At 37.0% G+C, this 14,829-nt stretch carries 10 protein-coding genes; 1 reads left to right on the forward strand and 9 read right to left on the reverse strand.

Features of this window, described 5'->3' with window-relative positions; all coding sequences use genetic code 11:
- Nucleotides 1-109: 109 nt before the first annotated feature.
- Both ABZ559_RS07060 and ABZ559_RS07065 read right to left on the reverse strand, forming a co-directional pair.
- The gene (locus ABZ559_RS07060) at nt 110-2,125 is read right to left on the reverse strand and encodes an ABC transporter permease (protein WP_367005688.1); all 2,016 of its coding nucleotides are present in this window, start codon (nt 2,123-2,125) and stop codon (nt 110-112) included.
- 2 nt (nt 2,126-2,127) lie between these two features.
- On the reverse strand, nt 2,128-2,880 hold the full coding sequence (locus tag ABZ559_RS07065) for an ABC transporter ATP-binding protein (RefSeq protein ID WP_273402946.1): 753 nt from the start codon (nt 2,878-2,880) through the stop codon (nt 2,128-2,130).
- Between the two features lie 482 nt (nt 2,881-3,362).
- On the opposite strand from ABZ559_RS07065, the gene ABZ559_RS07070 reads away from it, so the two are divergent.
- On the forward strand, nt 3,363-3,869 hold the full coding sequence (locus ABZ559_RS07070) for a PASTA domain-containing protein (RefSeq protein ID WP_018375510.1): 507 nt from the start codon (nt 3,363-3,365) through the stop codon (nt 3,867-3,869).
- Nucleotides 3,870-3,907: 38 nt separating this feature from the next.
- On the opposite strand, the gene ABZ559_RS07075 is transcribed toward ABZ559_RS07070, so the two are convergent.
- The 7 genes from ABZ559_RS07075 to ABZ559_RS07105 all read right to left on the reverse strand — a co-directional run bounded on the left by ABZ559_RS07075 (nt 3,908) and on the right by ABZ559_RS07105 (nt 14,768).
- The gene (locus ABZ559_RS07075) at nt 3,908-4,357 is read right to left on the reverse strand and encodes a GtrA family protein (RefSeq protein ID WP_277291403.1); all 450 of its coding nucleotides are present in this window, start codon (nt 4,355-4,357) and stop codon (nt 3,908-3,910) included.
- A gap of 27 nt (nt 4,358-4,384) precedes the next feature.
- Nucleotides 4,385-7,318 (reverse strand): YfhO family protein, encoded by a 2,934-nt coding sequence (locus ABZ559_RS07080; RefSeq protein WP_367005690.1) that lies wholly within the window; start codon nt 7,316-7,318, stop codon nt 4,385-4,387.
- Between the two features lies 1 nt (nt 7,319).
- The gene (locus ABZ559_RS07085) at nt 7,320-8,279 is read right to left on the reverse strand and encodes a glycosyltransferase family 2 protein (RefSeq protein ID WP_367005691.1); all 960 of its coding nucleotides are present in this window, start codon (nt 8,277-8,279) and stop codon (nt 7,320-7,322) included.
- Between the two features lie 149 nt (nt 8,280-8,428).
- Nucleotides 8,429-11,275, reverse strand: a complete 2,847-nt coding sequence (locus ABZ559_RS07090; protein ID WP_367005692.1) for an FctA domain-containing protein — start codon at nt 11,273-11,275, stop codon at nt 8,429-8,431.
- Nucleotides 11,276-11,771: 496 nt separating this feature from the next.
- Nucleotides 11,772-13,112, reverse strand: a complete 1,341-nt coding sequence (gene trmFO, locus ABZ559_RS07095) for a methylenetetrahydrofolate--tRNA-(uracil(54)-C(5))-methyltransferase (FADH(2)-oxidizing) TrmFO (RefSeq protein ID WP_367005693.1) — start codon at nt 13,110-13,112, stop codon at nt 11,772-11,774.
- Between the two features lie 271 nt (nt 13,113-13,383).
- A complete protein-coding gene (locus ABZ559_RS07100; RefSeq protein ID WP_367005694.1) occupies nt 13,384-14,097 on the reverse strand; it encodes a DUF3307 domain-containing protein in 714 nt (237 codons plus the stop codon).
- Entirely contained in the window at nt 14,094-14,768 is a 675-nt protein-coding gene (locus ABZ559_RS07105; protein ID WP_273402958.1) for a SatD family protein, read from the reverse strand. Before ABZ559_RS07105 ends, ABZ559_RS07100 begins: the two co-directional genes overlap by 4 nt.
- Between the last annotated feature and the right edge of the window lie 61 nt (nt 14,769-14,829).

Genomic DNA, 14,829 nt, shown 5'->3' on the forward strand with positions numbered 1-14,829 from the left:
CTTTTAATCTAAGAGAATCAAAATCAGATCAGTTGATGGATTACAGGTAGTACTGGATTTCATCAAATCAAGTCACCAGCGTCTGAACTTGATTCTCAAGGAATACTAGCTATCTTTCTACGAGTTTGTAGTAGGTTCGGCTTGTTACCTTATAGATGATAAAGTAAATTACCAGAATCCCTAAAATAGTCAAGCCGCTGATGGTGTAAAGCATTTTATCGCCTTGCACACCAAAAAGCATGAGTAATTTCTTAAGAATTGGTAAAGCAAAGGCAAAATGCACAATAGAAATAGCGAGCGGCATGAAGAAAACCATGACAATCTGTGAATTAATCGTTTTCTTGACAGCCTTCAAACTCATCCCTACTTCTTGCAAAATTTTGTACGAGCGTTTGTCTTGACTGCCTTCTGAGAGTTGTTTGTAGTAGACAATCAAGGCCGCTCCCATCAAGAAAGCAGAACTTAGTAAGAAACCTGTAAAGAGGAACCCTCCTGTTAATTGCAAACCTTCTTCTCGATAAGCTTGCTCAGTTGAGAAAATAGCAGTAGTTTCGTTACTGTCATCTACAATTGTATTGCTGTTAGGTTGAGATAGTTTTCCGATAGCTTTCACTTGCTTGTTTGATAAGTCGGCGAAGGCCAAATAGGTATAACTAACAGGGTAGCGAACGTTAGGATTATAACTTTTGAGCATTTCATTAAGCGTTTCGTCATCAGCTACAATCACGATACCACCAGGGATACCAGCATTAGGAATCTGAAGGTTTGAAACATGGTTGATATTTTGAACGTTTTGATAGGTTTTACCCATCCAGTTTAACGTGCCAAAAGAAAGAGATTTATTTTGAGCGTAGTCATAAAATGCAATTTGGTCTTTTGTTAAATTTGGTAACTTGTTTCCAAGATTTCTAAAGTCATCTTGGGTGATAAATACCATTGAAGAAATACTTGAAAGCTTACTTAAATTTGATTGAGGATTTGACTTCAAGAAAGACTCATCCACAATCATCGTCTTCTTATCAGCAGCATATTGTCCAATGAAGGAAGTATATTTGTAGTGTTTGAAGACTTGGTTAAATGCTTCTCCATCTTTGCCGAGAGCTGGCAATACCTTTTCCTTGATAAGATTTTCAGCCTTTTCTGGGTCGTTAACATTTGGAAATTCAAACATCGCAGACTTTGGATAAGTCATTCGCGCTAAATTTTCTTGGCTACTGTAAAGTGCTACAGTAGAGAAAATGGTTACAAAGGCCATGATAGCCAATAGTGTGATGTTAGCAAGACCAACCGCATTTTGCTTCATGCGAAAAATCATCTGAGAGGTCGTGATGAAATGCTCTGGCTTGTAAAAATAAGCCTTGTTTTTACGGCGGCGTTTTAAATACCAAGTTAGAAAACTAATGTAAAAGAGATAGGTTCCAACGATGACCGCAAGGATAGCGATAAAGAATCGTTGAATACCTACTAAGGCACTCAGATTGGCTGATGACACAGACAGGTAATAGCCGTAACCAATAGCTGCTACTGAGATGAGAGCAAGAATCATATTTCCTCTTGGTTCACGTTCTCCTTGACTTTGATTACTGAAAAGGTTGAGAGCTGATGTTTTGCGAATTTTGACAATGTTAACCAGCTCCAAAAGGAAGAAAATTGCTCCAAAGAGAAGGATATTTCCCCAAAAGGCTATCGGGTTAAGAGAGAAATTAAGGTTATCATAATGAATAATATTAGCAAAAATCAAGTAGGCTAGATTAGATAAAACAGCACTCAAAATCGAACCAATGACAACGGTAACACCATAAATAAAAATTAACTCGATGGTTGAAACAGTCGTAATTTGACCTTTATTCATCCCTAGAATATTGTAGAGACCAAACTCCTGATTGCGCTGCTTGAGCAAGAAATTATAGCTATAGAGGCAGAGAATAGCTGAGAGAATGCAAAGGACGAAATAAGCCAGTCCCAAGGCATAAGCCCCAGTTCCCATTGAATCTGCTGTCGGACTCGTCATAATGAGCAGGGTGATATTGTTGAAAACAAAAGTTGTCACACTGACTAGGAAAAATGGAGAAAAGTGTTTGAAAGACTGCTTAATATTGTTAATAGCAAGTTTAAGATAAAACATGCCTACTCACCTCCCAAAAGTGCTGTCATGGTAAGGGAAATGTCTTTATTAAATTCTTGATTTGTTTTATTGCCGCGATAGAGTTGGTGGAAAATACGTCCATCTTTAATAAAGAGAACACGCCTAGCATGGCTAGCTGCATTGGCAGAATGGGTCACCATAAGTAAAGTTTGACCATCATCGTTAATTTGTTCAAACAAATTAAGAAGATCTTCTGAATTGCGATAATCCAGCGCAGCTGTCGGTTCATCAGCTAAAACAATCTGTGGATTTGTTATCAAACTACGTGCGATAGCAACGCGCTGCTTTTGTCCACCAGAAAGTTCAAAAGGTCGTTTATCCAGCAAATCTTGAATGCGCAATTTGGGTGCAAGTTGACTTAGGCGAGCTTCCATTTCTTTATAATTCTTACGGTCTAAAACCAGAGGCAAGAAGATATTGTCTCTGACGGACAAAGTATCTAACAAATTGAAATCCTGAAAAACAAAGCCTAAATTTTTAAGTCGGAATTCTGCAAGTTGGCTTTCCTTGATCTTGGTAATATCCTGACCATTCAGCAAAACAGAACCGTTGGTTGGCTTCTCCAGTGTGGCAAGAATATTAAGCAAAGTGGTTTTTCCGGAACCTGACTCTCCCATGATAGCAATGAATTCGCCTTGATCCACCTTGAAGTCCACGTCCTGTAATGCGCGTGTCACTTCTTTCGAAAAGCGCGTGCGAAAAACTTTTTCTAAATGATTGATTTCTAATAACATAATGTCTCCTTCTCTCATTATAACCTATTTTACAAAATAATAGATCTAAAATTTTTAAATAGTATTTAAATACTATCTTTGATGAAGAGGTCTTCTACCACTCCAGTACCATATTCCGAGGCTACAAATACCAACGATAATTATCAAAATAATGATAAGTGAACTATAAAAATTGATAGTTTCTTCTACTGCTTGGATGTGCATAAGATTACCCTCCTCACCAAACAAAAGATCTTAGTTACAGTATAGACTGATAAGCTAATACAACTTAATAATAGCCAAAACACAATTGTTGAACTTGTTTTAACAAAGTAACTCATCTAATTACCACCTTCCTCGATCTTACATCACTATTTTATCGAAAAATGGATTTTGTAACCTTACAAGACTTTCTTAGAATCTTACAATTTTGTAAGGTTTCTAGAAGGGAATTTGCTCACTTTTTGCTATAATAAAGAAAAGATTTCTTGTGAGGAAAAATTATGGCAAAATCAAAAAAATGGACCAAAGTACTGGGGACTGTCGGAAAAGTCATCTCCGTGCTGCCGGATACTACTGAAATTATTGGCAGAGCTATTGATAATACACGACCAATCATTGAAAAAGAATTGGACCGACACAATGATCGTAAAACTGCTTATACAGATTTGGATAATGTTATTCATCTTGATGTTCAGGATGCAACACAGATTTTAGAAAATCAAGGTTTTCTTGTACGTAGTATCACCGTTAACCCAAATGCAAAGTATGCAGATGCCCCGGCTAATCAAGTGATTAATATGTATCCGCGCAGCAAGACAGCAAAAATTGGCTCTTTAATCAAACTCTATTACGTAGATCAGGAAGTTCTTAACGCTTCTTCAATTCTCGCAAATGAACAACGCGAAAAGACAGAAAAATTAGGAAAGAAAGTTTTTGATTCCTTAAACGGTGCCAAAACTATCTTTGATAATAAGAAAAATCGCAAAGATGTAACACCTAAATCGTGAAATGAAATCCTCCTTCCGAATTGGAAAGAGGATTTTTACTATCTTTTTTGATCTTTAAAAACAAGCAGTTTACTGATGAGATAATTCGTTATCATGATAAGAATTTGGGAAAAATAGGTTTCAATCCGATTAACCCAAGTTAAGTCGTGATGGACAAACTGACCGATAATCTCTGGAAATTGTTCCACAAAGAGGAATACCAAAATGATATCTAGAGCGAGAGTTGACAATCTTGCAAGAAAAAACTTAATAAACCGCTTGCCCCAACCATCTCGTTCTTGTGCAAAAACAAAATAATCATTAGTGAAAAAGGCAAATGTAATAGCAACTGCATTAGCTAGTAAGGCTGAAATAGTTGCCTCACGTGTCAAGGTGAAAAGGAGATCTCTTGAAACAATGTAAACAGCTGTTGTTAAAACTCCAAAAAACAGATATCTAAAAACCTCGGTTTTAATAAAAGTTTTAATTATAGAACTAATCTCTTTCATTTATCTCCTACCTTACCTTCCCGTAAATTAACCAACTGATTTTTTGTCTATATAGTACATACTAACAACACTTGCCAAAGAAATCAAGCTCAGAATAGTCCCCACAACCAATCCTTGTGGGAAGAAATGCATTTCAATTTTATGTTTGCCTGAAGTAATCGGAAATGACATCAGACTATCCCATGATTTTTTGGTCATTACTTTTTTTCCATCAACCTCAACTGTCCATCCTTTACTATAAGGGATAGTGGTCATCATGACATTGCTGTCATCAGTAATATTTACCGTTCCTTTGACTGTCGTATCTGTCCATTCTGTAACTGTCATATTTTGCTTCAACCGCTCTGTTAGCACTCTCTTGATAGCATCATTGTCTGCACGGACAAGTCCTGCCCCATTCAAATTGACTCCGTCCATTGAGTAGCGTAATTCAAGAACTGTTTCCTGCCCCTCAGTATTTGAAGTTAATTGCCAGAGTTGTCGTTGCCAGAAGCTTTTTTGATTAGTTAACCATTCATTATTAAGCAAAATGGAAAGATGTCCTTCTGCTTGATTCAATAGATATGGTGTTAAGAAATAATAGGTGTAACTACTTTTTGGAAGAATCTTATAACGAACAATACCAGGTTGACTTTTATCAATGCGATTATAAACCGTTTCACCTTTATTGTTGGTTACCTCTTTCATATTTTCCATCTCAATCCCCGAAAAACCAAAAACTTGAAAATAATTGGTGTCATCTTTAGCATTTCCAGCCATTGAATTAAGAATGATATTTTGGTTAGCTACAGGATTATTAAGACCAAACTTAATGTTCTGTACAAGAGTATTTGTTCCAAAAGCAATAGAAAAGACATTTGGATTTTCATGAACAATAAATCGGTTGTCATCATACACAGTATTCGTATAATATTCTGGAATATCAAATCGTTTTGAATAACGTGTAAAGTACATTTTTTTAGGATTATTTTCAACATCCTCTTGAGAATAGTCTTTAATATCCATATAATAACGTACTCCATAAAGAGCATCTGTCAAAGCTGTTCCATCAGCATATTGAGTAGATGCATTAACTCCCACATCTCCCAGATAAGCAAATAGATTCATTGTAGAGCGCTCTAAACTTGAGCTAAAGCTGCTAAGTCCTGGATAAGATAATAATGTTGGGGCTGTTTTTGAATAAGAGAAACTAGAACCAATTCGGTAAAATTTTGCCTTGGAATTTTCCTGAATACTGTCTGTTACACGCTTAACGGATGTTGTAGCATCGCTAAATTTATAGGCATCAGCATAGTATAAGGTCACTTGAGACAAATAGGCGTTATAGCCTAGTTCAAAGACTGTCACTACTGCTAAAACCGCCCATCCCAAACGTTTTGGCTGGAAATAAAAAGCCAGTAAAGCAATCAGCCAAGTCATAACAGTTAATGTCACCTGTGCCAACAAATAACCTTGCTGCAGTAAAAACACGCTTAATGGCAACACAATTATCAAAACAACCGTGAAAATAAGCTTAGCTTTTTGGGGCTGTTGCCACTTCTTCCATACCCAATAAAGAATTCCAACAACAAAAAGTGCTAAGAAAAAATAAATAAGTAGCTGATTGTGATTAACGAAATTTGTCACAAGTTTAGGCTGATTTTTGGAGATATAGGTATATTTTTGGCTTAAAACATAGATTGCAGAGGCAGCTAGGAAGATTAGGCCAATTCCAAAACCTTTTCGAGAAATTTTAGGATTTTCTTTAAAGGCTTGAAAAGCCAATAGAACCATGTAAAAGGATAAAATCCATGAAAAACGGAAGAAGAAACCTGCTGGGTTCTGTCCCATGTGCCAAATTTTACTAACGAATTCATTAACAAAAGAAACAAAGAAAATTAGTATTATAATACTAGTACCGATTTTCTGATTATTATGAGCTTGAGCAAACTTGAAATAAAGAATACAACCAAGCATTGCCAACGCACCAATATAAATATTTGGCAAATTAGGTCCCGCTGACCATCCAGATGTTGTATCGAAACCACCAATCGTTAGTTTTGATAGAATATCCAGTGGGTTGATTTGTAAGGCAAAGGTAAAGGCCATGCCATCACCAACCTGCCCTTTACTTTGCATGAGGTTCAGTATAACTGGGTAAAGCAATACAGATACTAGTCCCACCCCTACAACAGAGTACATAAGAGCCTTTAAAAGGGGTTGTAGAAAATTAGCAATTTTCTTTTTCCAATCACCATCAATCGCTAGACGCGGTGAGACATAGCAACAGGCATACATAGCAACAAAGATACTAATCATATACCCCATATAAAATTGTAAAAGGAACGTCAATGCTAAAGTCCAGATATAACGAAAAGGCTTACCACCATCTAATAACTCTTCCAAAGCTATGATAACAAGAGGTAACATAATCATTGCATCGTAAAAAATAGGGTTCATCTGATAAGAAACTAGCATGCCAGACAAAGCATAGGCTGATGACATAATAGGCACTAACCAAGCCTTTGTTTCTAGTGCTCTGTAACGTTTTACCAAGAGATGACCAAAACTAAGTCCAATTACCCCATAACGAAGCCAGATTGTCAAGAATACTGCAAAACTAAATTTACTAAGCGGAGTCATAATATAGATAAGATTAAACGGACTCAGCAGATAGTATGCTAAGACACCAATCATATCTCCGCCTAGCGATTTTGTAAATGAGTAAAAGAAACCAGACCAATCCCCCGAAAGAATGGTTTCTTTTAAGAAGGCGTAAAAGCTGATATATTGTTGGCTGAAATCAACAGCCATAAGACTTTTATTCCCAAAAGGATACATTCCGATAAATAACCAAACCACTAAGATGATCATCATTGGAAGCATAGCACTGGCAACATAGGTGCTTATTTTCTTATGTTTTTTAATCCAACTTAACAACGGGCTACACTTCTGTTGTATTTTATTCCATAAACTTTCCATTTTACCCCACTCTATCTTTCTTTGCTTGTTCAATATTTGTTTCTCCGACAATAAAATGCGGACGACGTTTAACTTCGTAATAAATCTTTCCGATATACTCTCCTAGGATACCAATAGAAATTAACTGAATACCACCAAAAAGAATAACGGCCGCTATTGTTGTAAAATAGCCACTAACTGTATGTCCTGGATTTGTAAAATAGCGGATAAATTCAACTAGCAGGTAAAGCAAGGCAATTGAAAGACTGACTAATCCGAACTGGACACAAACTCTCAAAGGCTTGTCATTGAAAGAGACAATTCCTTGAATGGCATAATTAAAAGACTTTTTAAAACCAAATTTACTTTTTCCTGCTACTCTTACTTGGTTTTTATATTTGATGACTTTTTCTTTGAAACCAATCCATTCATACAGTCCCTTATTAAAACGATTGTATTCTGGTAAGGCTATAAAAGTTTCAACAGCACGTCGGCTAAGCAAACGTAATTCAGACTTTCCATCTGTTAATTTGACATCCATTGAATGATTGGAGACATCATAAAAAAGTTTGGCAAAAAGGGATGACAGTTTTGATTCCCCTGCCCTATCTCGCTGTCCACTTACGATATCGTAGCCTTCCTTATAAGCAGCAACAAATTTTGGAATGAGACTTGGTGGATGTTGGAGATCACCATCCATTACCATAACTGCATCACCAGTTGCATATTTGAAACCTGCCAAAATTCCACCTTCACGTCCAAAATTTCGACTTAGACTGATATAGCGTACTTTTGAATTTTCAGTAGCGATTCCTTCTATCAACTTCAAAGTTGCATCACTAGAACCATCATCAATATAAAGTAATTCATAATCAGAAAGTTCTTTTCCTAACATACTGTCTAATTGCTTAGACATTTCAATATGTGTTCTAGTTAGGATTTTTTCTTCATTGAAAAAAGTAATCAATAAGGATAGTTTCATTCGACTGCCTTTCTTTGGTTATATAACTTTTCTAAAAGGAACAAACATAACTTAATCTTTACCTACATTAGGCACCCTTATGTTTGCTCCTTTTAAAAAAGAGAGAAGCAAAATGCTCTCTCTTACAACATCAGCCTAGACACTTATGATTAAGCGTTTTTAGATCTGCGATAGTATACCACTGCTGCTACAATTGCTGCTACAAGAACAATAACTCCTAAAACAGTCGCCACAAGTCCACCTTTTTCACCTGTCGATGGAAGACCTGGTTTTTTAGGTTTGCTAGTAGTTGTTGTTTCTGGTTGGTTTGGTTTCTCACCTGTAGTAGTTGTAGTCGTTGTAGTTGGCTCTTCTGAAGTAGTTGTTGTAGTTGCTTCTTCTGAAGTAGTCGTTGTAGTTGCTTCTTCTGAAGTAGTTGTTGTAGTTGCTTCTTCTGAAGTAGTTGTTGTAGTTGGCTCTTCTGAAGTAGTCGTTGTAGTTGGCTCTTCTGAAGTAGTTGTTGTAGTTGCTTCTTCTGAAGTAGTCGTTGTAGTTGCTTCTTCTGAAGTAGTTGTTGTAGTTGCTTCTTCTGAAGTAGTTGTTGTAGTTGGCTCTTCTGAAGTAGTCGTTGTAGTTGGCTCTTCTGAAGTAGTTGTTGTAGTTGCTTCTTCTGAAGTAGTCGTTGTAGTTGCTTCTTCTGAAGTAGTCGTTGTAGTTGCTTCTTCTGAAGTAGTTGTTGTAGTTGGCTCTTCTGAAGTAGTCGTTGTAGTTGGCTCTTCTGAAGTAGTCGTTGTAGTTGGCTCTTCTGAAGTAGTCGTTGTAGTTGGCTCTTCTGAAGTAGTCGTTGTAGTCGTAGTCGTTTCTTCAGTTGTAGTTGTTGTAGTTGTAGTTGTTGTAGTTGGCTCTACATACTCATTGTTAAACTCTTTATCATCTGAGTAAGCAATTTTAGAATCTAGATTTCCTTCACCATCGTCTGTAACTGTTACTGTCACATCAACTTTAAGATCATCGTAAACTACATTGTCGATTGTTTGACCTGCATTGGTTTCTTCAATTGTATACTTGTAAACCCCTGCTGTATCATAAGTGATTGGTTCGAAAATGACTGCACCGTCAGCAGTATTATTAACTTTTTGAAGTTCAGATCCGTCTTCGCCTTTCAATACAAATTCGAATTCACCCGCCTTCAACTCACGACCAGTTAACTTCTTAGTCACTGCAAATCCTGCATTGGTTGGAGTTGGTTTGTAGATATTTTCGAATGTATTGTCGTTATTTGCATAAGATACAGTTGAAGTCAGTTTGCCAGTTGCATCCGCTGTCACTTCAACAGTCACTTCGACAGGTTGACTATCGTAAGTAACGCCTTTTTCATCAGCTGTACCCGCATTCTTTTCAGTAATGGTGTAGTTATAAGTACCTGCTGTATCAAAGGTTAACTTATCAAAAGTAATATTACCGTCTGCATCATTTTTAACAGTTTGAATGTCTTTACCATCTTTAGATAAAGTAAATTCAAACTCACCTGCTTTAAGGGTGCGTCCTGTTAATTTCTTAGTAGCTACAATTTGTGCCTTGGTTGTAAATTTTGTATTCGTAACCGTCTTAAGCACACCGTCTTTACCAACTGTTACTTTAAACGGAGTTGGATCCAACTCATAACCGACAGGAGCTTCCACTTCTGTAACAGTAAATTCACCAAGTTTTACATCAGCTTCAGAGTAGACAGAAGATTGGGCAACCCCCTCTTCATTAGTTTCTACAATTTCTTCTTGTGCTGTAGCACCTGCTGGAGGGGTGATTTTGAATTTGGCACCTGCAAGACGGTTTTGAGTCTTGCTATCAACTTTGTAAAGTGTAATGCGGTAACCTGTCTTCAGTTGGATACTACCACCAGAAGTAACTTGTGAATTACGCCATACTTTTACAATCTTGGCAGTTCTATCCGTACGATAAGTCAAAGGAACATCATCACCCGCTACTTCTACCGAGTTGGAAATTTTTGTCCCGTCAGCAGGAGCTGTGGTTTTGTAAGTGATTCGGTAAGATGCTGGTTTACCATTTGACGCTAGTCTGACTGAGGCATTGGTAATTTTAATTTTGAAATCAGTATAAGATTCATTCCATTCAATTGTGTAATCAGAACCTTGAGTCATTTCTTTAACATCTTGGAATGTATACTTATTATCATAGTAACCAGATTCTATTTTTAATGACTCAGGAACAAATTGTGCTGGGGCATAATCAGCTGAGATGTAGTCGTGAATATCAATAACATTATAACTTTCTTGTCTGTCATTTACACGAACAACGAATGGGTGATAATATTCACCACTTTTACCCAGCAATGCAGAAGTCCAATTTCCTTTAGTTATGATACCACTAACTTTAGCAAAATTAGTTACTCCAATTTCATAGCCGTAGTCTGGAACATCAGGTTGTTTTACCTTTATAACCTGAGTTACGGTGTCTTTTGTTTCAGTAGTCGGGTATGTGATTGTTTTTTCAGATACCACTTCTTTGACACTAAAACCTACATATAAAGTACCTGCCACACCTTGAATTTGTGTTCCACCTTTTTTCTCGAGGTAGTCTTTTAAGTTTTTCAAAGTAACAGTAACTTTTCCGCCTTGCCCATCACCATTCGAAACGACTTTGGCATTGCCCACCGCTACGTCAGTTTCCTTATCTTTAAGATCAAATTCTTCCGCCTTCACAGTAATAGGAGCTGGAATCGTAAACGTAAAAGTATCACCGTCTGAAAGATTACCGTCATACTTAGACAAGTCAAAATCAAGCACGTATTTATAATTTGCATAGCTGGTATTGGTTGTTAATGTATAAGAACCATCAGCATTTGGTGCTTTTACTTGCCCATTATCAAGATCCCACAAATTGACGCTTGTAATAACATTGGTCAATTCTTTGGCTTGTGCTGTGTTAGCAAATACTGCTGAACCAAACAGCACTAAGAGTGGCGTCAAAAGATAGAGCCACAACTTTTTCAATTTCATAATTTTCTTCTTTTCCTTTCTAATCATTAAGCTAAAAGTGAAATGATACATATACGGTCTGTAATAAGCAACACCCCTTTCAAAAGCTAATTTTCACCTTTTTAACTTGTATCTAGATTAAGCACCGTTGCGATGCTATCTAATCAATGCGTCATCAAAATGTAACTGTCAAAAAATGTGTTTTGGTGATTGAGTAAAATTAGCTTAATAAATTAGTCAGAAATTTAGCTGTAACACCCCCGTTCAAAAAATGGAATATTGGTTATCCCCGCGTATATTATATCTTATTTTTGAAATTATTGCTAGGGATTTCATTCTTTTGTTAAGAAAATCACGATTGTAAGCGTTTTTTTTAAAACCAATTTTTAATGTTCTTATAATTTGTTAGCGTAATTTTAATGACAATACTTTGAGCTCTATTGATTATCTGCTAAACTATAACTTGAAGACTTTTACTGCCACCTTATTCCAAGAACATTTTAGTTTGGTCTTTTTTTCATTTTAAAACATCTGATAAACTTTCTAAATCCCGCAAAGCTCGCTCGGCAATTCTTTCGTAGCGTTCCTTTTTATCACGAATTCGTGGACCATCCAATTCTTTGATAATCCCAAAATTAACATTCATGGGTTGAAAATGTTTACTTTCGGCATGAGTGATATAGTGCGGTAAAGCACCAATGGCAGTCGTTTCTGGAAAGATGACTGGCTCTTGTCCTTTGAAACGACGAACAGCATTAATCCCTGCCACCAAACCTGAAGCTGCGGACTCAATGTAGCCTTCCACTCCTGTCATTTGACCAGCAAAAAAGAGATTAGGATTTTTCCGGCTTGCAAAGCTTTGAGTTAAGAGATTAGGTGAATCCATGTAAGAGTTTCGGTGCATGACGCCATAACGGACAAATTCCGCATTTTCCAGTCCCGGAATCATACGGAACACACGTTTTTGTTCTCCCCACTTGAGATGGGTTTGAAAACCAACGATATTGAAAAGACTGCCTGCTGCATTATCTTGCCGCAGTTGGACGACAGCATATGGCGTTTTAAACTCACCATCGCGTGGTCCTTTGTAATCCTCTGGATATTCTAGACCAACTGGTTTCATAGGCCCGTAAAGCATTGTTTTAATGCCTCGCTTGGCCATGACTTCAATCGGCATACAGCCTTCAAAATATTTTTCTTTCTCAAAAGCACTGAGGGGCGCTTCTTCTGCAGTAGTCAAAGCGCGGTGAAATGCCATAAACTCCTCTTTGGTCATAGGACAATTCAGATAAGCTGCTTCTCCCTTGTCATAGCGCGATTTGAGATAAACTTTGTCCATGTTTATAGTGCTTTTTTCTATAATTGGTGCTGCTGCGTCATAGAAATACAATCCATCACCACCATTGAATTCGTGAATTTTTGCAGCTAGAGCATCTGAAGTCAGAGGACCAGTTGCGATTACTGTGATGGCATCATCTGGAATCTCAATAATTTCATCACGAATCACTTCAATCAACGGATGCTTTTCGATTTCAGCTGTCACTGCCTGAGCGTAACCTTCACGATCAACTGCCATAGCACCGCCTGCTGGTACACGGTGTGCTTCCCCTGCACGCATGATTAGAGAATCCAAGCGACGCATTTCTTCTTTGAGCAGACCGACAGCATTTGTTAAACTGTCACCACGAAACGAATTGGAACAAACCAACTCAGCAAAATGACTAGTTTTATGTTGTGGTGTTGATTTGACGCCACGCATTTCGTATAACTTGACTGGAACGCCACGTTTAGCAATTTGGTAAGCTGCCTCGGAACCAGCTAAACCTGCACCGATAACATTAATGTAAGATTGAGACATGACACTAATACCTCTTTGGAAAAAAATTTCCCACAAATCTTTCTAAAATTTTTGTTTTAATTACTTAGTATTAAAATACCAAGTAATATATTTCATATTCTTAAAACATATACCTATAAGTAAGTTTTTTAAGTTAATAACCATGATTTTGAAGAATTCTTCACTGAATTTCTTCAAATAGAATAATATTGAACATTCAAGTCAAACTTCGTAGAGAGGGGTGTTTCGTGGTTAGTATTATAATACTGTTCTATTAAATTCATCATTCTATCTAAAACAAACAAATCCATGCCGCTAACAAAACACTTAAGATACTAAAAAGTGAGCCAATCAAATAATACTCCGCAAATGCCGGATCTTTAGATATTTTATCATACCGTGCAATAGACTTGGCAGTGAAAACCAAGCCGATTGAAGCAAATTGATTGAAGAACAGACAAACCGCAATGATAATTCGTTCTAACAAACCAATAGTCGCCCCTGCACCAGGAATAGTATCCATTTTACCAATATCTTTGGGTTGGTATTTTGTAAAATACAATTTAAACGCAATATTGGTTGGTTTAGTAATTAAAACCAAGAACAAAATAAGATTTAAACTAGTTGGTGATAACCATTCGGGTAAAACGTAATTTCGAGCGGATAAGCCTAGAAGAATAATGATAACCAGATGCAGCATCTGGTCCAGCGAGAAACTGGCACTTTGAGTAAGTTTCAGAAGCCTTGTTAATCGTGGTTTGAAATAATCTATACACGCGTGACTTATCCAGATAAGCAGAGCAAGCCACCAAATTTTAGGTTGAAGCGCTATCATGATGAGTAGCGGAAAAGCAACCCCTACTAGATGAAAAGATAGATAAATAAGGTTAGAACTCTTTCTATCAGCAACTCGTTGACTTTGTAGCTGGAAGTCAGAGAGGAAATGACAAATTAGCAAACTAGTCAATATAGGATTATCGCTCAAAATATGTGAAAGTCCAGTCATTGCTCTTCCTCCTTCATTCGACTGCTTTCTCTGAGAACCGTCAAAGCGGTCTTACGAGTTCGTAAATATACCTTGAGACTACTGCTCTTCAAACGTTTTGATAGGGCACTAGAACTTAGTTTTAATTTATCGCTTAGAAGCTGCTGATCAAAACGTTCGTCGTAAATTCCTAACTCTAAAAGCTCGTCAAGTGTAATTCTTTGGCTAGCTCGCCAATTGACTTTAATAGCTTCCCCAGCCGATATAAGACTATTAACGACCTCAGTAGTTAATGGCTCTTTGCACCTCACTGCTATCTGGGTATTGCCGTAATCATTTTTCTGATGAATATGGTTAATCGCTTCTCTGGCATACCAATATGCCGGGCCATCAGCACCTAAACTTTGTTCTGGATTGATACTTGTCTTTATTTCTCCCACTCCAAGACCAAAACGGATGTTATACGGTAGCAATGCTGTCTCAATTTGGTCAATAATGAGAAATATAGGAGCTTCCATTTTTAAAAGTCCCTGAAATTCATCTCCTAAAGTGACAGAAAACTTCGAAGCCAACACTGTTTCATAATCTTGATTTAGGCGTGCTAGACAAGATTTTAAAATATCTTGTACTTCTGAACGATTCGGTAACGACTTGGAATTTATTAAATCTCCAATTAAAGCAAAATACATCATAAAAGTCACCTCGAAGTCTATTATAACAGACAAAACAAACAAAGTCCATTATAACGGCAAT

The organism is Streptococcus sp. ZY19097, assembly GCF_040731245.1.
In the GTDB taxonomy this organism is placed as follows: domain Bacteria; phylum Bacillota; class Bacilli; order Lactobacillales; family Streptococcaceae; genus Streptococcus; species Streptococcus orisratti.

Bases quoted from the DNA above. Each gene is read 5' to 3' on its own strand.
- ABZ559_RS07090 (WP_367005692.1), bottom strand. From the start codon at position 11,275: ATGAAATTGAAAAAGTTGTGGCTCTATCTTTTGACGCCACTCTTAGTG.
- ABZ559_RS07060 (WP_367005688.1), bottom strand. From the start codon at position 2,125: ATGTTTTATCTTAAACTTGCTATTAACAATATTAAGCAGTCTTTCAAA.
- ABZ559_RS07085 (WP_367005691.1), bottom strand. From the start codon at position 8,279: ATGAAACTATCCTTATTGATTACTTTTTTCAATGAAGAAAAAATCCTA.
- ABZ559_RS07080 (WP_367005690.1), bottom strand. From the start codon at position 7,318: ATGGAAAGTTTATGGAATAAAATACAACAGAAGTGTAGCCCGTTGTTA.
- ABZ559_RS07100 (WP_367005694.1), bottom strand. From the start codon at position 14,097: ATGACTGGACTTTCACATATTTTGAGCGATAATCCTATATTGACTAGT.
- ABZ559_RS07070 (WP_018375510.1), top strand. From the start codon at position 3,363: ATGGCAAAATCAAAAAAATGGACCAAAGTACTGGGGACTGTCGGAAAA.
- trmFO (WP_367005693.1), bottom strand. From the start codon at position 13,112: ATGTCTCAATCTTACATTAATGTTATCGGTGCAGGTTTAGCTGGTTCC.
- ABZ559_RS07065 (WP_273402946.1), bottom strand. From the start codon at position 2,880: ATGTTATTAGAAATCAATCATTTAGAAAAAGTTTTTCGCACGCGCTTT.
- ABZ559_RS07105 (WP_273402958.1), bottom strand. From the start codon at position 14,768: ATGATGTATTTTGCTTTAATTGGAGATTTAATAAATTCCAAGTCGTTA.
- ABZ559_RS07075 (WP_277291403.1), bottom strand. From the start codon at position 4,357: ATGAAAGAGATTAGTTCTATAATTAAAACTTTTATTAAAACCGAGGTT.